Source organism: Pseudomonas sp. A-RE-19 (genome assembly GCF_019956555.1).
Lineage (GTDB): Bacteria > Pseudomonadota > Gammaproteobacteria > Pseudomonadales > Pseudomonadaceae > Aquipseudomonas.
Genome location: NZ_JAHBDQ010000028.1, coordinates 1 through 18,742 on the forward strand (window position 1 = coordinate 1; position 18,742 = coordinate 18,742).

Annotated in this window: 14 protein-coding genes and 3 pseudogenes; 12 read left to right on the plus strand and 5 right to left on the minus strand. The window is 54.4% G+C overall.

What is annotated here, in order from left to right:
• The 12 genes and pseudogenes from KGB14_RS18320 to KGB14_RS18375 form a co-directional block, all read left to right on the plus strand.
• Nucleotides 1-449, plus strand: a pseudogene (locus tag KGB14_RS18320) (DUF2345 domain-containing protein); the annotation flags it as partial.
• Between the two features lie 4 nt (nucleotides 450-453).
• Nucleotides 454-1,182: a DUF4123 domain-containing protein gene (locus KGB14_RS18325; protein WP_263294668.1), complete on the plus strand. Its 729-nt coding sequence runs from the start codon at nucleotides 454-456 to the stop codon at nucleotides 1,180-1,182.
• A complete protein-coding gene (locus KGB14_RS18330) occupies nucleotides 1,179-6,113 on the plus strand; it encodes an RHS repeat-associated core domain-containing protein (protein ID WP_223488151.1) in 4,935 nt (1,644 codons plus the stop codon). Before KGB14_RS18325 ends, KGB14_RS18330 begins: the two co-directional genes overlap by 4 nt.
• Nucleotides 6,114-6,116: 3 nt before the next feature.
• On the plus strand, nucleotides 6,117-6,473 hold the full coding sequence (locus KGB14_RS18335) for a hypothetical protein (RefSeq protein WP_223488152.1): 357 nt from the start codon (nucleotides 6,117-6,119) through the stop codon (nucleotides 6,471-6,473).
• Nucleotides 6,474-6,628: 155 nt separating this feature from the next.
• Nucleotides 6,629-6,841 (plus strand): annotated as a pseudogene (locus KGB14_RS28700) (RHS repeat domain-containing protein); the annotation flags it as partial.
• A 176-nt stretch (nucleotides 6,842-7,017) separates the two neighbouring features.
• On the plus strand, nucleotides 7,018-7,323 hold the full coding sequence (locus tag KGB14_RS18345; protein WP_223488153.1) for a hypothetical protein: 306 nt from the start codon (nucleotides 7,018-7,020) through the stop codon (nucleotides 7,321-7,323).
• Nucleotides 7,307-7,777, plus strand: a complete 471-nt coding sequence (locus KGB14_RS18350) for a hypothetical protein (RefSeq protein ID WP_223488154.1) — start codon at nucleotides 7,307-7,309, stop codon at nucleotides 7,775-7,777. Before KGB14_RS18345 ends, KGB14_RS18350 begins: the two co-directional genes overlap by 17 nt.
• Before the next feature lie 212 nt (nucleotides 7,778-7,989).
• Nucleotides 7,990-8,460 (plus strand): hypothetical protein, encoded by a 471-nt coding sequence (locus KGB14_RS18355; RefSeq protein WP_223488155.1) that lies wholly within the window; start codon nucleotides 7,990-7,992, stop codon nucleotides 8,458-8,460.
• A gap of 126 nt (nucleotides 8,461-8,586) precedes the next feature.
• Nucleotides 8,587-9,084 (plus strand): hypothetical protein, encoded by a 498-nt coding sequence (locus KGB14_RS18360; RefSeq protein WP_223488156.1) that lies wholly within the window; start codon nucleotides 8,587-8,589, stop codon nucleotides 9,082-9,084.
• Between the two features lie 244 nt (nucleotides 9,085-9,328).
• On the plus strand, nucleotides 9,329-9,592 hold the full coding sequence (locus tag KGB14_RS18365) for a hypothetical protein (RefSeq protein WP_223488157.1): 264 nt from the start codon (nucleotides 9,329-9,331) through the stop codon (nucleotides 9,590-9,592).
• Between the two features lie 193 nt (nucleotides 9,593-9,785).
• A pseudogene (locus KGB14_RS18370) lies at nucleotides 9,786-10,130 on the plus strand (DUF6124 family protein).
• A 426-nt stretch (nucleotides 10,131-10,556) separates the two neighbouring features.
• Nucleotides 10,557-12,443, plus strand: a complete 1,887-nt coding sequence (locus KGB14_RS18375) for an ATP-binding protein (protein WP_223488158.1) — start codon at nucleotides 10,557-10,559, stop codon at nucleotides 12,441-12,443.
• Between the two features lie 7 nt (nucleotides 12,444-12,450).
• Here KGB14_RS18375 and KGB14_RS18380 read toward each other — a convergent pair whose 3' ends face one another.
• The 5 genes from KGB14_RS18380 to KGB14_RS18400 form a co-directional block, all read right to left on the minus strand.
• On the minus strand, nucleotides 12,451-13,269 hold the full coding sequence (locus KGB14_RS18380) for a cyclase family protein (protein ID WP_223488159.1): 819 nt from the start codon (nucleotides 13,267-13,269) through the stop codon (nucleotides 12,451-12,453).
• Between the two features lie 725 nt (nucleotides 13,270-13,994).
• Nucleotides 13,995-14,237, minus strand: coding sequence for a hypothetical protein (locus KGB14_RS18385; RefSeq protein WP_223488160.1), 243 nt, complete (start codon nucleotides 14,235-14,237; stop codon nucleotides 13,995-13,997).
• Between the two features lie 191 nt (nucleotides 14,238-14,428).
• A complete protein-coding gene (locus KGB14_RS18390) occupies nucleotides 14,429-15,502 on the minus strand; it encodes a lipocalin-like domain-containing protein (protein ID WP_223488161.1) in 1,074 nt (357 codons plus the stop codon).
• The gene (locus tag KGB14_RS18395; RefSeq protein WP_223488202.1) at nucleotides 15,492-17,963 is read right to left on the minus strand and encodes an ABC transporter permease; all 2,472 of its coding nucleotides are present in this window, start codon (nucleotides 17,961-17,963) and stop codon (nucleotides 15,492-15,494) included. Before KGB14_RS18395 ends, KGB14_RS18390 begins: the two co-directional genes overlap by 11 nt.
• Before the next feature lies 1 nt (nucleotide 17,964).
• Nucleotides 17,965-18,633: an ABC transporter ATP-binding protein gene (locus KGB14_RS18400; protein ID WP_223488162.1), complete on the minus strand. Its 669-nt coding sequence runs from the start codon at nucleotides 18,631-18,633 to the stop codon at nucleotides 17,965-17,967.
• Between the last annotated feature and the right edge of the window lie 109 nt (nucleotides 18,634-18,742).

Here is an 18,742-nt window from a genome sequence, read left to right on the forward strand (position 1 = left end):
ACAGCGAATTCAAGGCCGAAGAACACCACACCGTCTACGCCGACCGCAAAGTCGAAACCCGCGCCAACGACCACCTGACCGTGGGCGTGAACCAGCACATCAAGGTCGGCACCGGCCAGTTCATCGAAGCCGGCCAGGAAATCCACCTGAGCAGCGGCATGAAAGTCGTGCTCGAAGCCGGCAGCGAACTCACCCTCAAGGGCGGCGGCAGCTTCATCAAGATCGACGCCAGCGGCGTCACCCTCAGCGGCCCGGCGATCAACATGAACTCCGGCGGCAGCCCGGGCAGCGGCACCGGCGCGGCACCGCTGATGCCCGGTGCGCTGAAACAGGCGGATGCGGACAAGGCGGGTGCGGTGTTGACCCCGGCGCAGATTAATACGCTGAAGCGCAACGCGCCGTTCTGTGAAGAATGCGAGAAGTGCAAGGCAGGTGCTTGTGCAATCTGATCTGATGACTCCACAGGCGTGGCTGGCTGAACGGCCGTTGCAGACGGGTGAGCGGTTGTACTTGATCGTTAGCGCGGCCAGCGATGCCGAAGCGCTCAAGACGCTTTACCAAAACGAACCCACAACCCAGGCGACTCCGATTTGGGGTGGTACACCTTACGCGGGCTGGCAGCCGGTGATGCCCTACCTCATTGAGTTGAAACCCAACTCAAGCTTCCTGCCGTGGATTACCGAAACCGACGCCCTCGATTGGGGGTGGCTGGCCGTTTCCAGCAGCGAACCGAACGTGGTGTTCGAACACCTGCGTAGCCTCACTCAGGTTCGCATGCCGGATGGGACTGAAGTGTTTTTCCGGTTCTGGGATGGGCGGCATATCTACCCGATTCTGGAAGGACTCGGCGATGCCGCCGGTGAAGTACTGCCGGTGTTTGATCGGTACCTGATCAATGGGAAGAGCCTGGAGGTGGGGCCGCGCGCGGTGCCACCGGCGAAGGACTGGCCTTGGTGGGAAGTGCCTAAGACGTTGCTGGATGGCCTGACCAAGCAAAATCCGTCGACCGTCATCGGCAACATGATGCAGTGGTTGAAGGAAGATCATGCCGACCTGTACTTCTCGTTCCCCGAATCCAACCTGCGAGAAAAAGTGGCGCGCTTCGTAAAACGCACCCCACTCACGGAAGAAAACTACACAGGGCTGCTGAAAGCCCACTTGGAAAATGAGGTGGCTGTATGAGCATTTTGATGGGTTCGATCGTTGGGAACCTGACAGCAAAACAACCAGATGCTCAGGTCATCATCAGTGATTTCAAGAAGTGTATTGTCGACTACCGTGCCCATGCCGAAGCCTGGTATGGCGGTGCGCTGGATGCCGAACAACAATTTCAGGTCGGTGACGAAGTCGGTACTCAGGACAAAGACAGCAAAGAAAAAGTCGACCTTTACGCAAACTGTCCAGCCAATGGCAAGCTCAAACTGATTCACAGCTTCGAGTCTGCGCGTTTTGTCCCGATTGGTAATACGCCGGTTCGCTTGGTGCCCGTGACTGACGGCAAGCTGTATGGCAAAAATGAAGCAGGCCAAGCCATTACCAAGACCATAGGCCCCAGCGGGATTCTGGAAGTCGAAGGTCTTACGCCGAACCAGCAATACAAAATCACTTTTTTCCCGAACCCCACACCCGCGCAAATCGACACCCTGTTCAATTCCTATCAGGGCGTGATCGGTGATCTGAGCGGCTGGCTGCAGACTCAGTGGAGTACTGACTTCTTACCCCTCTGGCAGGCGCATAACAGCGCGTCCATGCCCGGCCGTGCCTTGCAAGAGCTGGAAGCTGCCTGGAAAGGTTTCCTAAAGGCCATCATGGGCTTGTGGGGCGATATCAAAAGCCTATACAACCTGGTCGCGCATCCTCGGGAGAACTACGAGAAGCTGAAAAACTTCTTCACCGAAGAGCAAATAAAGAAAATTTACGACGCTTCCGCTGAGGCCATTCACACCGCCCTGCTGATCGCCAGCGACGAGCCGTTGATGTGGATCTACGTGGCCGCGATCATGGCCTGGGTCAAGATGCTGCCACCGCAGACCTGCACGGAAGTGCTTTCCGAACTGACCACAGAAGTCCTGCTGAACATCCTGGTCGGTGTGGTTTTGACCGGTGGCCTCGGCCTGGCAGTGCGTGTTGGCACCAAGGCACTCAACGCCACGCAAAACGGTGGCAAGGTGCTGAAGCTGATCGAAGACTTCACCGGCATGCTGATGAAAATCAGCAAGAAGAACGCCAAGGTCCACACCGAAGCGGCCCAGCCGTTGCTGCTCAACGGCAATTCGGCGGTCAATCAGGCACGCAAGGCCAGCGTTGAAATAGCCGCACCCAAGCCTGCGGTAACGGCAACAGCTCCGAAAAAAAAGCCACCGGTTACAGGCGCAAAGGTGGAAACCGACGCACAGATCCATGCGCGCGGGAAGAAAGACAACACCACGCGTATCGAACAGCAGGAAAAAGTCGATAACGCACCTGCCCAATCCAAGAACCCAGCCGATCAACCCGCACAGTGCGCTAACAGCACCTGTACCAACGGCGAACCCGTTTCGATGGTGACTGGCGAGGAGTTGCTGACCCTTACCGACGGCGAGTTGGGCGGATTGCTACGGCTGGAGTGGACACGTCTGTACCGCAGCAGTGCGGTCGAGATAGACAGTCGTCTCGGCCATGGCTGGAGCCATTCACTGTCCCATCATCTGCAACTGGACGATGAAGGCGTGCTGTGGACCGACAATGAAAACCGTCAGACCCGCTTCCCGATGCCGAGCGAACAGCGTCCGGCCATCATCAATAGTCTGGCGCAGTCGGCAATCTACCTGGGCGACGCACCCGGTGAGCTGATCCTGAACCAGGCTGGGCAAGGCGACCGTTTTTACCACTTCCGCGCCGGGCGTCTGATCACCATCAGCGATGCCTATGACAACCGAGTACACATCAGCTATGACCTGGTCGGCCGTATTCAGCGTATCGATAACGGCGCAGGTCGAGCCTTGCTCTTGCGCTACGACGACCGCCATATTGCGGCGGTGGATCATCAGCAACAACGTTCCGAGTACAACGATCGCGGTGAGCGCCAGGATCCATGGCTAACCATTCAGACCTTGGTCTCCTACCGCTACAACACACGTAATCAGCTCGTATCCTCGACCAATGCGGCAGGTGAAACCGAGTATTACCGCTACAACGATCAGCATGTCATTCTGGAACGGCAACTGGCCGGAGGCGCCAGCTTCTTCTGGGAGTGGGAACGTGAAGGCAAGCTTTCCCGTTGCGTCCGTCACTGGGCAAGCTACTCGCAACTGGAAGCACGTTACGTATGGGACGACAAAGGTACGGTTACTGTCTTTAACGCCGACGGTAGCGAACAAGTGTACGTGCATGATGAAAATGCACGACTGATCAGCGAAACCGCCCCTGATGGCGCGGAAACGCAAAAAGCCTATGACGACGAAGGTCGCCTGATCGCTGAAAAAGACGCACTCGGCGCCGTCACCGAGTACCACTACAACGACGCCGGGCGCTTGATGTCCGTTGTGCCTGCCGAAGATGAGGCTACACATTACAACTACTTCGATGGTCAACTCATTGAGGTTAAACGTGGCAGAGCTCGCTGGCAGTACGAGCGAAACCGCCAGGGCGATATCACCCAACAAACCGATCCCCACGGTAACGAAACTCACTACAACTACGACCGTCAGGGTCGCCTGCTGGAGATTCGTCACCCCGATGGCAGTCGTCATCAACTGGGCTGGAACAACCTCGGCCAGTTACTCGAAGAGCGTCTGCCCGACGGTGGTCAGCGAAAATATCGCTATGACGCACTAGGTCGACAGATCACTCGCCAGGAAGAAAGCGGCGCCATCACCCACTATCAATGGGATGCCGTCGATCGCCTGACGCAAGTCACCCTGCCAGGCGGTGCCACCCGCGCCTTCACCTACAACCCATACGGTCGCGTCACCGCCGAACGTGATGAACTCGGCCGCGTGACCCGCTACGAATACGCTGATGGACTGCACTTGGTCAGCCGCCGGATCAATCCGGATGGCAGCCAATTGCGCTACCGCTACGACAATTCGCGCCTATTGCTCACCGAAATCGAAAACGAACGTGGCGAGCACTACCATCTCGACTACTACCCGAACGGTCTGATCCAGCAGGAAACCGGGTTCGACGGTCGCCGCACCGCCTACGAATACGACCTCAACGGTCGGTTGCTGAAGAAAACCGAGTTCGGCGACGACGGCAGCGAGCTGGTGACCGAGTACCAGCGCGACGCCGCTGGCCGCCTGCTAGTGAAAACCTTGGCCGACGGTGAAGAAATTCACTACAGCTATGACGCCCTCGGTCGCCTGGTCAAAGTCGACGACAACCACTGGCCACTCGCCTATGAATACGACCTGCAAGATCGTCTGATAACCGAACATCAGGGCTGGGGCACTCTGCGCTACGAGTACGACAGCGCCGGCCAACTGAAGCACTGCCGCCTGCCCGACGGCAGCAAGCTCGACTACCGCCACCAGCCCGGTGGCCAGTTGAGCAGCATCGACCTCAACGGCTCGCGCCTGACCACTCACCAATTCAATGCCGGCCGAGAACAGCAGCGCCAACAAGGGCTGTTGCTCAGCCAATATCAGTATGACGAACAAGGTCGGTTACAAGCCCACAGCGTCAGCCAGCGCGAAAAGAATCTGTTCCAGCGCCGCTACACCTACGACGCCAACGGCAACCTCGCCGGCATCGACGACAGCCGCAAAGGCAACCGCAGCTACCACTACGACCCGCTCGATCGCCTGATCAACGTCCGTGGCGCTACGCCTGAAAGCTTCGCCCACGACCCGGCAGGTAACTTGCTGGGCCAAGGCGATCAATCAAGCGCGAACCTGGTTAACGTCAAAGGCAATCGCCTACTGATGCAGGGCGATCGCCATTACGACTACGACGCCCACGGCAACCTGATCCGCGAACGTCGTGGTACCGGTCAGAAACTTGTCACTGAGTACCGCTACGACTGCCAGCACCGTTTGATCGGCGTCCGCCTGCCCGGTGGCAGCATCGCGAGCTACAAATACGACGCCTTCGGCCGACGCATCGCCAAAACCGTCGATGGCCACACCACTGAGTTCCTGTGGCAAGGCGAACGCCTCATCGCCGAAAGCTCCGACAACCGCTATCGCAGCTACATCTACGAACCCGGCAGCTTCCGACCGCTGGCGATGCTCGATGGCGAAGGCCCACTGAAAGCCACGCCGTTTTACTACCAACTCGACCACCTCGGCACCCCGCAGGAACTCACCGACTACAGCGGCGAGATCATGTGGTCGGCAAAATACCGCGCCTACGGCAACCTCGCCGCGCTGGACATCGCCGAAATCGACAACCCATTGCGCTTTCAGGGCCAGTACTTCGATGCCGAGACAGGGTTACATTACAACCGGCATCGCTACTACAATCCGGGGACTGGACGGTTTTTGACGCCGGATCCGATCAAGCTGGCGGGTGGGTTGAATAACTACCAGTACGTACCTAACCCTACGGGGTGGGTGGATCCGTTGGGGTTGAATGGGTGTCCTGGCAGCGGAGGCAGGACTCCCTCGACGGGAGTTGATAATCCGGCTGCCAAAGCAGCGGTGGATGAGGGAGAGCCTCCTTTACCACAGATGACGCGAGCAGAGAGGCAAGCTCGAATCAATGAGCTAGCGGAGGCGAATGCACACAAAGAACTGCAAAAAATGGAAGCTGCTACACCTGGAGCTCACTTCCTTGAAAAGCATGGTGCGCAGACGACTCTACAATCTCAATACGAAAGAGCAAGCACCGGCAGAAACCCAACGACCGGAGTTATTGAAACCTACAATAAAGGTAAAAAAGCAGGGCAAGCAAAATTACCTAGCGCTGCAACACGCTACACCAGTCATCGTGATCAGCTGAACGCGATAAATCGAGCACTACAAATCTTCAACAAAACTGGCGATGCCGACTTGGCGAGCAAACCAATCGACATGGGTCGAAAAATTGGTGAAGGGTACAAAAAAGGAACCCTTAAATATGGAACACAAACCAAAGCAGTGACACATTTAGACGCTAACGGAAAGTTGATTACATCGTACCCGGACTACTAAACAATGAAGCCTACCCCTGAACTATCAAGCTTGCACAACTTACTGTTCATCTTTGATATTGACTACACAGATAATGATGAGCGCGAGGAAATAATAGCTTCAAAAAATGTTAACGACAGGGATGAATTGTCAGAACTATTTGACCAAGTACTACAACCAGAATTCATCGCCTACCCCAAAAGCGCACGCGACCGCTTTATAAAAACCTTAGAATTCTATTTGGACAAAGATGAGAATTTCGACTCGGTTTTCGACAAGCTAAGTACATATTTTGACGACGACATAGAAAATCATCGACACTTTATGACAGTACTTCTAGAATGCCTAAAAAAATATGAGAGCACCATTCAAAGCCAATAACGAGCAAAAAATCAGACTAAAAAATGCAAAAGGGACAGGTTTATTTTCTAAGCGCTCATAAAAATAAACCCATCCTATTTTGGGCATGAAAATGTACACAGTCATGCGTTATTTCTTGCTTATCGCGCTGGCGCTCCTACTGCTTTCTTGTGCAGTCGTATGAATACATCAACGGGTTCGTCAGTGACGTGCGCCGTGGCAAAGCCGCCTAGAGGTATCAACGAAACAGTCAGGGCGACATCACTCAACAGATTGACCCGGACGGTAACTCCACCCTCTACAGCTACAACCGCCAAGGCCGGCTGCTGGAAATTCGCCATCCCGATGGCAGCCGCCATCAACTGGGCTGGAATAACTTGCGCAGTCTAAACCAGACTTCTATGTAGGTCCTCAAACTAAAAATATTTAGAAAAGGCACCTATAAATCTTTAAATTTTATGCAGATAAATCCCCCAGTAATTATTTAGGTACCGAAAGCACCAGCTACCCTACCCGTAGCAATTATCAAATGACGTTTTCTTCATAAAGGACAGGAGTCTGTCGCGTGCTTTATTCCTATCTGGAAAACGCTATTCAGCATGCTGGGTTCACCCTCACAGAATTCTCAGATCAACAAGCATACTTCGGCTGTTGGTCGCTGACCGTCGAAGGCCATGAACACACCTATTCGATCGTCCACGAAGGACGAGACGGTTGGCTAATTTTCTATCGCCGGGATGTGTCTGGAATACTTGCTGAGCTGGACAAGAAAGAATCGGCCTGGATGGACGACACAGATAAAGCGAGCCAATGCCTAATCTGGCTTTCTGACGGCCCTCCCTTTTTGGTGTTCAATGATCAGCAACTTTGAAAAAGCGCGCAACAAAGACGAATTCCCAGACTACTTCAGAGGGACTGGTATTTACTTCACGAAAGATCCTGACTGGGACACCCCGCTACACATCATTAACTGGCAAGGACTTTGCAACTTTCTAAAAACACAAAAAAATCCAGAGTCAATATTAGAAAACGCGTTCAAAAAATACGTAACAACTATTAATAAAACTGTAGAAGATGCAAATGACCTTCTCGAAAACATTGGCTGCTATTACTACATGCGAAAAAGAGTTCCAACCCTAGCTGCAAATGGGTTCGATCTTGTTCGCGACATGTCTAAAAACGAAAAGCAGATAATATCCAATTCCATGGGTTTCCTGCGTCAAGAACTGAACAAAGCCAACAACGCACAAAATATTGAGCTTTACAACCGGCGAATGACAAAGCTTCTCAATGACGGAGGACCAACAAATCTAGAAAGTTTATAAGCATAAAAGACAAAGGGGATAGATTTTTTTTCTAAGCGCTCGTGAAAATAAACCAGAGAATTGCGGGCCTTCCTACCTCCAAAAGAGTGGGTTCCCGGCGGAGCAACGAAAAGCGGCACCAAAGAGGCGGCCCTAATAGGCTCTGAGAAAATACAACATAATAAAAGTGTCGATGAATTATTAAGCCAATTTGAGGACTGGGAAAAACTCCAATGAAAACCAAATTTCAGATCGCACTAGAAAACAATGAGCCCTCGGAGTTTTTTAAAGGTCAAGGACAATATTTTTCTCGAGCCCCTGATTGGGGAGATCACCTCTATATCAACAACTGGCAAGGTCTCTGCGGATATCTAAAATCTAAAGAAAGCCCAAATAAAATACTATTAGACGTATTCAGCAAGTATTTAACATCGCTGCAGAGTTGCTACCAAGATGCGGATTCCTTGCTGTTAAATATAAGCTGTTACTATCTAATGCGAAATGATACATCGTTCATGTCCGAAGACAGCTTTGACTTAATAGCGAACCTCAGCGAAAGAAACAAAAAAACAATCGGCGAACTGTTCAAACTTCTACGCAGAGAGTACGCCAACCAAAATGCTGGCAAGCCTGTGATTAGCCTTGACCAATTTCTGTCTAAAATAAAGACAAATGGTTGCAATTTTGATCTAGAAAAACTGTAGCTGGCATCAAGGAAAAAAGGCGAAGAAAAACTACAAAAAAGGGGACAGGTTATTTTCTACGCACTCATAAAAATAAATCTGTCCCATCCTGCCTTCTCCATTTGCGCCAAACTTTCAGGATAAAACATGAACAAACATCGAATCACTCTTTCAAACAGCTGGATCGCCGAATTCGAAAACCAAGGTGAGTTTCGAATGTCCGCCGAAGGCTGGAATCTGATTTTGAACGGACCGGATCAGAAAAGTATCCAATACTTCAACGACAAGATAGTAATAGTAAATGACGACAACGGTGCTCAGGCCAAATCGTGTATCCGTCTCTCAAACGACGGTGTTTACGGTTATTTGAGCACTGGACTGAATCATGGTTGGGTGATTGATTTTGCACGAGGCATGATCGCTCCACATCGGGTAAGTATCTCTCACCGTCATGACGGATACGATGAAAGCATCTCGATGTACGAACAACCCGCCTTCAAACGCGCACGTGAGTACATAAGCGTGACAGGTAAACATATCTATCTGACCTTCCCATTTACCAAAGATGAGGACTTTCCCAAGGTGTGGGAGGAATATCTGCTGATACGTAGACGTCAACTGGATGAGATTTACTTCAGAAACTGATTTATGCCACAAGAAGATTTTCATCTAATAGCAAGCAAGCCTCAGCCCCCATATAAAAAACAGTCGGCGAGTTTTTATAATGCTTCGCGTGAAATACGTAGCACAAAACATCGGGAGGGCTGTCATAATCCTTGACCAGCTCTTATTAGAAATCAGCCCCATTAACCTAGAACAATCATGACCGAAATATCCAGCACCGTTACAAATCTTAATTTTGACAAAATTAATACGTACTGGCATCCAGATGAAATTCAAAGATATTTTTACAAACAAAACTGATTACTTCAGCATCGGACACGAAGAAACGTCCGGCAAGTTCTACCTGTCAATCCCGGTCAGCAACCGCCTCGTCGACTACGAGGAGTACTACGAAATCCCAAAAGCCTTCTTCGACCGATATCTGGAAAAACCAGATAGCGCACTGGAGTTCGTCGAGCAATGTCGAAATCAACAAATGGACCACTTACTCATGATCAAACCCGGTAGTAACCGTGGAACCGCCTGTTGAGTTGAAGTTCGTCTCCTGACAAAAGCATCGGACATTTCCCGCAACTTCTGTCGCCCCCCATGATCTTGTATACCCATCCCGCCCCAGATAACCTCCCCAGCCGCTGCAATCTCAGCGACCGGTTTTGACAGACCGAACACGATCAAGGCATGCAAATACCGCTTTGCGGCTCCATTAATTCCGGAGCTTCACAATGAAAGAATTTCCACCCGATTCCCTCGACCCCCTCCAACTCAGCCAAGCAACCCAACGCACCATCAGTGCCCGTCTCCGCGACCCAAAAAATCCCGCCCTCATCAGCCACGTTTTCACCCTCCTCCCCAACATCGACACCGAAACCCTGCTAAGCCACGCCTGCGAAACCCTCGCCTCGCTCAACGTAACGACCGACTTTGCTTGTGAACTCCAAGGCTCGCACCGCAGCCTGGCGCTATTGATTCAGTAATTGGCCGTGTTAGGTGAATTGTTGGTGAACCGGGCACTGGACAACCTCGATCCACCCGGTGGGGTATCCGACGCTCAGGAGGTGCAGCCATGACTCGATACATGCCGATTACCGGCAGCTGTGCTGTTGCAAGAGTTTGCGCGGGTGTTGGGCATCCCGCTGCGGGACGGCTGCGATTTGCTGGATGTGGTCGGACGGCTACGGGCGCAGCTTTAATTCAGCCAATAAAAATGGGCGACTCCAGGGTCGCCCATTTTTATATCCGACGTTTAATATCATCCTTCAAATTTATACACACAGCATTTCGCAAGAGGTTGCTAAAACTTCGTCTGTAAATTTCTTGATATAGGAGCAAAAGTCTTCCAACTTCCACTAAGTTGGACTCTTCCACAAAATCGCGACCACCCAGAAAGAGCAGAAAAACTGGCTATTTGGTCAAGTAATTTCCTCGCTGAGAAATATTGGTTTTCAGCCAGTCTTCAATCTATGCTTGCGCTAACAGTATGGAGGCTGTGATATATGTTCAAACTCAGACGGAAAACATGGGCTTTACTTTTGGTCTACATCGTAGGTGTCAGTGGTTATATCTACTACCTCTACGTCGAGACTCAAGGAATCCTCACTGACAACATTAATAACAAACTGCTGTATGCCGCGCTGGGCGCGTCGGCCATCCTCGGCGACCGTTACCATGACAATCTGATCGACAAACAGTCGAAAACGGAAGCGCAAGACTGGGATGCCATTCAGCGGCTCTCCAGGTTCAACGAGTCCATGGGCACCGCGTTTGTCTACAGCGTGGTCAAACGCGCTGGGGAAGCCTATCTGATCAGCTCCAGCGCATCGAAAAAAGAAATTCAAGAACAGAATTACGTACGTTTTTTCGATCCTTATCCAGATGCCAGTCAGGCTTTACTCGACAGCTTTGAGCGCACCGAACCCACCTGGATCGATTACTCGGATCATTGGGGAGACTTTCGCGCCGTCTTCGTCCCAATGAAGTCGCAGGACGGTACGGTTTATGTTGCGGGTGCGGAGATGAAGTTGGCGGACTACTACCAACAACTTAATCAGGACTCCCTGAACCACATCATCCTTGCCATTCTGGTATTTCTCGCCTTCAGTCTTTTGTTTGTGATCGACTTGTTACGCATGCGTGCTCATCTTCAGCAACTGCAAATAAACGAACAGGTATTAAATCACGCAAAAAATGCCGCCGAAGATGCGGATCGTTCCAAGACGAGATTTTTAGCCACCATGAGCCATGAAATCCGCACCCCCATGTACGGTGTCATCGGCGCGACCGAGTTGTTGGCGGAGTCTGCCCTGACTCTCTCGCAAAGCGGTCTGGTAAAAACGATTCATACCAGTGGACGAACCCTGTTGTCTCTTATCGACAATATTCTCGACCTGGCAAAGATCGAAGCGGGCAAACTTGAGTTGAAGCCTTGTGTATTCGACGTGAGAACCCTGGTTTCAGCCAGTATTGAAATGATCCGGCAAAACATTCAGAACAAGCCGATAGTACTTGAGGCCCAAGTCTCACCGGATGTACCGCCCTTGGTCAAAACCGATATCGATTGCCTTCGCCAGATATTGATCAACTTGCTGGGCAATGCGGTCAAATTCACCGAAACCGGAACAGTATCGCTTGTGGTCAGGACTAGCGGTTACGGCCCTCGAGCCCGACTCGAATTCTCCATACGCGATACCGGCATAGGTATCCCCATGGAACGGCAAGACAGTCTGTTCAAGCCCTTTGCCCAGTTTAAAGAGCCGGCCAGTCAACGCTTTACCGGGAGCGGGCTGGGTCTTTCAATCTGCAAGAATCTGGTCGAGGCGCAACAAGGGACGTTGTCCTTTACCAGTCAACCTGGCGTGGGATCGACGTTCTCCTTCTCACTTCCCATGGAGCTTTTTTCAGTCTCGGAAATCCCCCTCGGGGACGATCACGCCGCGGTTGGTTTCGACGCATCGTTTGCCGCAGATTATCCACTCGATATCCTGCTGGTGGAGAACCATCCCGTGAGTCAGAAAGTTGCCATGGCGATGTTGCAGGTGTTGGGTTATACACCCAACTTTGCGTCGGATGGCCGGGAGGCGGTCGATGAGTATATGACGTCGACTCCAGATATCATTTTTATGGATATCAACATGCCTGTCATGGATGGGCTAGAGGCTATCCGTAAAATCCGCGAACTGGCACTGGGCGATACTTGCTACATCGTTGCTTTCACCGCGAGCGCGTTTTCGAGCGAGATAGAGCGTTTCAGGGCCGCCGGCGCCGACGACATTTTAACCAAACCGGCAAACTTTCAGGCCTTGACCCGAGTGCTTCAGCGTGCAGCCAACTACCGGCGTCAGCTCAAGGCCAGCAATCCGGTAGTGGATGCGATTTCAAGTTGAAATGAACTCAGGGTACAAACGCCATCACGGAGACAGGAGAACCCGACCCCTCTTTGAGTCGAAGCACGCCGATGACCAGTGTCGTGCCTTTCGCGGGTAGCTGATCGAGATTAGTCAGGCATTCCAGGACAATGCCATCTTTCGCCAGAATCTGGCTGTTGGTGGCATAAACCGTATCCTGACCTGGATCAGCGCCATGTGTATCGATACCGACACCGGCTATCTGGCGCTCTTCAAGCAGAAACCTGGTCGTAGCAGCACCCACACCGGGAAAGTGTGGGCCTTTCGCGTCTTCATTGATAAAGCGCTTGGGATCGTTCCACAGGGCTTGCCATCCCGTATAAAACAGCACAACAGAGCCTTGGTCGATGCGCCCATTAGCCTGTTCCCATTTTTCGATGTCCTGGACGCCAATCACATAGTCCGGGTTTTCCTGAGCCTGGCTTCGTATATCAATCACGACGGCCGGTCGCACCAGGGACTCTGGCTTATAGGCATCAATCCCAATGGCATTGGGGTGAAAACTATTAGGCGCGTTCATATGGGTTGCACTGTGCTCGCCAATACTGAAACGCCGCAGGTAATAGCCGTCTTTTTCCTGTGAAGCCACCACGTCGAATGTCACTGGAGGGTCGTTGGGCCACAGTGGAATCGTCGTGCTAATGACATGGCTGAGGTCAATGACCTTTCGAAACTGAATACTCTGCATTCCTTTGACTTCCTTATCCTCTGCGAAACCTTTAGCGACGCCGATCGACAGCAAAGCGGCCAGCATGCCAATCGATGCCCGTTTAAAACAACACTTGTTTTTCTTTGATATCGCCATAACGATTGACTCCCCCTTCGATCATTAAAGGACTCCCATCCTCGAGTCCAGTTGTGGCTCCAGCCATTCTCTATCCCCTGTTCGTTGATCCTGAAGAGGTTTCTGTTTAGAGAGTATCAATATTGATCGTTTCAATGCATCTCCGTAACCGTCCAAGCGCACCATTTTGCATCGACTTCATCTCCTTATGAGATTCGCAGGGCATATTCGCAGCACTTTACGAGGGTTGACCAACCCATTGCGGGACGGTTGCGACTTGCTGGATGGGGTCGGGCAACGCTTGCAGGTGCAGCTTTAAGTCAGCCAATAAAAATGGGCGACCCAAGGTCGCCCATTTTTATATCCGAAACTTTTAAAAACCACCTCCCAAAGAAGGTGTTCGCCCAGTGTAATGGCCTGGCAATCCATGCACCGGTAAAGAGCCCTGACACCGGGCGAACGGGTAGGATTTTAATAGAAATTGTCCGATATGTCCTCGTGTACAAACATGAAATTTATGCACGTAATATTTCGTAAGGTTTTGCTAATACATCGGATACAAATCTCTTAAAACCACCGATTCGATCATTAAAACTGACTGTTCTGATACAACTATTTGCACAAGAACAATCAATACGTACAAGTAATGATCAATTTGAGTGCTGGCGGGTGACTTTCATATATCGGTATAGGTCGCCACAACGCTCTGCTCTACGTTCAGATCTTTCATTTTCACCTGGTTTTCCTCACGCTTCGGGATCGTCGACTTCGTGGGCGACGTTCACGGCGGGTGAGTCTTTGTGGGATTGATCGGCCTTGGCTTTGAGGAGTTGCCATTGCTCGAGGTCGATGGCGCCCTGCCCCAGCAGATCGTCGGCGATGCGCAGCAGTTCGCTGTAATGCGCATCGGGGGATTGCTGCCAGTAGGCCTTGTCGTCGAACAGCCGTTGCCAGGTGGCAAGGTCGGGCGGTTTGAGGTCGTCGCTCATGGCGGGCTCCTGCCGGGGTTATTACGGTAGAGAGATGGAGGTCTCTCAGAGTTCCTGTGGCTTAGTTCCTGTGGGTTGGACGCATTAAGAGCAGGATCAAAAGATCGCAGCCTTCGGCAGCTCCTACATTGACCGAGTACACCCACGCCATTGCGGCGTACGCATAACCGTAGGAGCTGCCGAATTTGATCTTAATAGCCGGTCATCTCCAGATACCCCTGCCCGCCATGACTGCCGCTGAGCCGCACCGGCCCTTCCCAATAGGGAATGCGCAAGTCCATCCAGGCCTTGGGGTTGAGAGCGCCGATGGTGATATCGAGGTGCTTGGCAGGGATTTTGATTGACCAGCGCACGGGCATCGAACGCCCGGCCACGTTGGCGGTGTCTTGCGGTGTGAGGCTGATGTCGTCGCCATGCAATAACTGCGTCTGCCCTTGGGCATCGATCCAGGTGCCGGTGAGGTATGGCGCGTCGTCCTTCTGCCGCATGCGGTAGAGCATGACCTGTTCGCCGCTGTCCAGGTGCAGGGAGAACCAGTCCCAGCCGGTCTGGTTGGCGGTCAGGGGTTGGCTGCTCCACTCGCGGTCGAGCCAGGCCGGGCCATTGACGGTGTAGGTTTTGCCGTCGATTTCCAGGGTGCCGCTGGCCTGGAAAAACGGTTGGCTGTAGTAGTACGACGCCTGCCCCTGTTCGGATTTCTGGCTGAAGCCTTTGTCTCCCTGAAGTACCAGCGGCCGTGTGGAAGTCAGTCGCAATTGGTAGCTAAAGGCCTTGTCGCGAGCGCTGAGTTGCAGGTCCGCCAGAGGGTCTTCATGGGTGGCCTGACTGCTGAAGCGCCAATCATCGATCCATGCGTTGAACGGTGCCAGGCTCACCCCGGCCTGGCCGACGCCGCCCCGGGCATAGCGTTCGGCAGCGTGATGCGCCGTTGCAGACGTCACCGCTGCATGGCCCAGCCAGATGGTCTGATTGCCCCAACCGGGTTGCTCGGGCGTCGCTTTCAAGGCGCTGCGAAACAGCGTCCATTGCGCGCCGAATTCCTGGCCCTGATCGTCCTTGAGGTTGGCGGTGACGTACCACCATTCGATGCGAAAGCCATCGTGGGGGCCGTGGTCTGCCGGAAAATTGAAGACTCGTCCGGGTACCACCGGAGTAAATGCCGCCGCCTGATGACCGAGGCCGGCGAAGCCTTTTTCCGGCGCAGGCGTGTTGTCACATCCGTTCAGCAGCGCGGCCAGTAGCAACACGCCGAGCTTAATCTTCATGAGCAAACGTCCTCAGCAAATCGGCCGGTTGCGTGCGATACAGCGAGTACAACGGCCACGCCGATGCGAGCAATGTGGCGAGCAACGCCAGGCCCATCAGCTGCAACAGTTGCAGTGGAAACACCTGTAGTGGCAAGCGCCAGCCAAACGCCTGAACGTTGATCACCGTGTCCAGGCACCACGCCAACGCGATGCCCAAGGGCAATGCCAGCACCAGCGTCAGCACTGCCAGCAACCAGGTTTGCCCCAGGTTCAGTAGCATCAACTGGCGACGGGTCACGCCCAAAGCCCACAGCGGCGCGAGTTGTCCGAGGCGGCTCTGGCTCTGGGTCAGCAGGCTGATGAACAGCGCCACGCCCGCGACGCAAAGCGTCAGGCTGTTGAGCGCGGCGGTGGCGGCGAAGGTGCGTTCGAACACTTGCGTGGACCAGCCCTTGAGCCGGGCCTGATCGACGATGCGGCTGTCGTCCAGGGTGAAGCGGGCTTGCAACGCGGTCAGGAACCCGGGAATCGATGCCGGGTCGATGCGCAGGTTGAAACGGCTGGGCGTCAACTGTGGCCAGCCGCGCAACAGGTGATTGATATTGACCAGCAAGTGGCCCTTGGGATTGCCGTAGTCAGCGTAGATCCCGACGATCCGTGGCGACCATGGGCCATTCGGCGTCGGGATCGTCAAGTGATCACCAAGGTGTACCTTCAACCGCCGGGCCAGTTGTTCGCTGAGCATCAATGCGTCGTCCTTGGCCAATCGCTCCCAAGGGTCCTCGCCCAAGGTTTCCAGCAACGGCCAGTGCTGACGATAGGTGGGGTGATCGATGACGCCAAAGACATCCACCGGCCAGCCCTGCAACTGGATCGACACTTGCCAGTTCGGTAGCACCGCCGTGACTTGAGGTTGTTGTTTGAGCCAGGTGTGCAGCTCTCGAGCCTGGGCGGGATTTTGCGGATTGAGGTACAGCTCGGCGGTCAAACGTTGTTCGAGCCAGTTGCTGAAAGTCTGGCGGAAACCGGCGGTCATGCTGCCGGCGCCGATGTTCGCCGCCAGCGCCAACAACAGCGCCATCAAGGCCAGGCTCAGGGCCGGCAGTTGCTGGCGGCAGTCAGCGAGAAACCATTGGCCGAGCACCGAACGACTGCGCCCAAGCACCCAGTCGAGCACGCTATTCAACACCACTGGCAAGGCCAGCGCGGCGCCGATCAACAACGCGGCCATCAGCACGAAGCCACTGGTCAGGCTGTCGCCCAGGATCAACGCCAACAAGGCGATCACTGCCGCCATCGCGGCGACCCAAGCCTGGCGCCGTAGCCAGCGGGTGTGGGCCTGATGCCAGGCTTGCGGATTGGCCAGCGCCAGCAACGGCAATTGCGCCGCTCGCAGCAAACTGTTGGCGCCGGCCAGCAAGGCGCCGAACAGGCTCAGACCGATACCGCTAAGCCACCACCACGGACTGAGGCTCAACTGCCCCGGCACTTCGGCGCCATACAACCCGCGCAAACTGGCGGCCACATCCGGCAACAGTATGCCGGCCAGCAGATAGCCGCTGACGACACCGGCAACACCACCGATCAGCGCCAGACCACCCAGCTCGACGGCGAGGCAAGCAATCAACATACGCGCACTGACCCCACAGGCGCGCAGGGTTCTGAGCAAGCCTCGACGTTGCTCCAGCGCCAGGCCGATCGCCGCGTGAACGATGAACAGACCGACCACGAACGACAGAAAACCCAAGGCATCGAGGTTCAGATGGAAGCTCTCGGTCAGGCGCGCGAGATTGTTTTCTTCGCCACTGGTCTTGAGCTGGAGTTGGCCCTTGAACGCATCCGGCAGGGGCGCGCTGAAATCCTTGGGCAACAGCAGGCGTGACAGTTGATCGGGCAATTGCAGAATCTGCTGGGCGAAGCCGATGTCCACCAGCAACACGCCAGGCGCCATGTCGGGCTGCGCGCGCAGTGGCGGCAAGGTGCGGCCGCTCTGGGCCAGCGGTGTTTCACCTTCGTGCAGGCCCAGGGTCTGCAAGGTCGATGGAGAAATCCAGGTGCTGCCCGGCGGGGTGAAAAACTCGACAATCTGCTCGATCGGCAACGACCGCCCGGCCACTGCGGAACCGGCCGGCAACGACACCGGTTCAATGCCCATCAACTGCAAGCGCTGGTCTTCATGGCCCTTGAGCGTCACCCGGCCTTGCAACACCGGCGATACCGGCCAGCCTGCGCGACGCAGATCGACAAACACTTGCTGAGAAAACACCCCACCCCCGGGCGCGCTGAGGCTGGCTTGCGGTTCGCCGCCGATCATCTGACTGGCGCGGGCGTAGCTTTCTCGCGCCTGGCTGTTCAGCGCTTGCACGCCGGTCAGCAGGCTGGTGGCGAGCCAGAGCCCGGTCAGCACACTGAAAAATTGCACTGGGTGCTGTCGCCAATGGCTGAGCAGCGCCCGCAGCGTCTCGCGAAAAACCCGCACCTCAGCGCTCGTCCGCGCCAGCCAGGCGGCCACTGTGCAGCACCACTTTGTCCGCCAGGCGCGCGGCAACCCGTAGGCTGTGGGTGACCATCAACAACGTCGTCGGAGTGTCGTCGAGCAGTTCCAGCAACAACTTCAACACCTCATCGCTGGTGGCTTCATCGAGGCTGCCGGTGGGCTCGTCGGCCAGCAGCAGTTTGGGTTGCGATGCCAGGGCCCGCCCCAGGGCAACCCGTTGCTGTTGCCCGCCGGACAACTGTTCCGGATAGCGCCGCAGTAAATCTCCCAACCCCAGACGTTGCACCAGATGCGCCTGCCAACGTGGATCGTGGCGCCCGGCCAGACGCGCCTGAAACGCCAGATTGTCCTCGACCCGCAAACTGCCGATCAGGTTGAACTGCTGGAACACCAGACCGATCTCGGTGCGGCGCCAGTTCGCCAATTGGCTTTCGTTCATCTGCTCCAGCCGATGCTCGCCGCTGCGGATGCTGCCGCGATCGACTTTGTCCAGCCCGGCAATCAGGTGCAGCAAGGTGCTCTTGCCACTGCCCGATTCGCCCATCAGCGCCAGGCTGCTGCCGGGTTTCAACGAGAGGTCGACACCTTGCAATACCGGCAGTGGACCTTGGGGGGTGGCGTAGCTTTTGAAGACGCCCTGAACCGAAAGCATGAGGGGAGGCTCGTTGAAGACAGTGGGCCTAGGATAGCGGACGGCAGCGACACCGCGTTATCGTTTATCGCGAGCAGGCTCGCTCCCACATTGAATTTTTGGTGTACAC

Excerpts from the sequence above, each read along its gene's own strand:
- KGB14_RS18365 (WP_223488157.1), top strand. The coding sequence starts at position 9,329 with ATGAAATTCAAAGATATTTTTACAAACAAAACTGATTACTTCAGCATC.
- KGB14_RS18355 (WP_223488155.1), top strand. The coding sequence starts at position 7,990 with ATGAAAACCAAATTTCAGATCGCACTAGAAAACAATGAGCCCTCGGAG.
- KGB14_RS18390 (WP_223488161.1), bottom strand. The coding sequence starts at position 15,502 with ATGAAGATTAAGCTCGGCGTGTTGCTACTGGCCGCGCTGCTGAACGGA.
- KGB14_RS18385 (WP_223488160.1), bottom strand. The coding sequence starts at position 14,237 with ATGAGCGACGACCTCAAACCGCCCGACCTTGCCACCTGGCAACGGCTG.
- KGB14_RS18375 (WP_223488158.1), top strand. The coding sequence starts at position 10,557 with ATGTTCAAACTCAGACGGAAAACATGGGCTTTACTTTTGGTCTACATC.
- KGB14_RS18360 (WP_223488156.1), top strand. The coding sequence starts at position 8,587 with ATGAACAAACATCGAATCACTCTTTCAAACAGCTGGATCGCCGAATTC.
- KGB14_RS18325 (WP_263294668.1), top strand. The coding sequence starts at position 454 with ATGACTCCACAGGCGTGGCTGGCTGAACGGCCGTTGCAGACGGGTGAG.
- KGB14_RS18330 (WP_223488151.1), top strand. The coding sequence starts at position 1,179 with ATGAGCATTTTGATGGGTTCGATCGTTGGGAACCTGACAGCAAAACAA.
- KGB14_RS18400 (WP_223488162.1), bottom strand. The coding sequence starts at position 18,633 with ATGCTTTCGGTTCAGGGCGTCTTCAAAAGCTACGCCACCCCCCAAGGT.
- KGB14_RS18350 (WP_223488154.1), top strand. The coding sequence starts at position 7,307 with ATGATCAGCAACTTTGAAAAAGCGCGCAACAAAGACGAATTCCCAGAC.
- KGB14_RS18335 (WP_223488152.1), top strand. The coding sequence starts at position 6,117 with ATGAAGCCTACCCCTGAACTATCAAGCTTGCACAACTTACTGTTCATC.
- KGB14_RS18380 (WP_223488159.1), bottom strand. The coding sequence starts at position 13,269 with ATGGCGATATCAAAGAAAAACAAGTGTTGTTTTAAACGGGCATCGATT.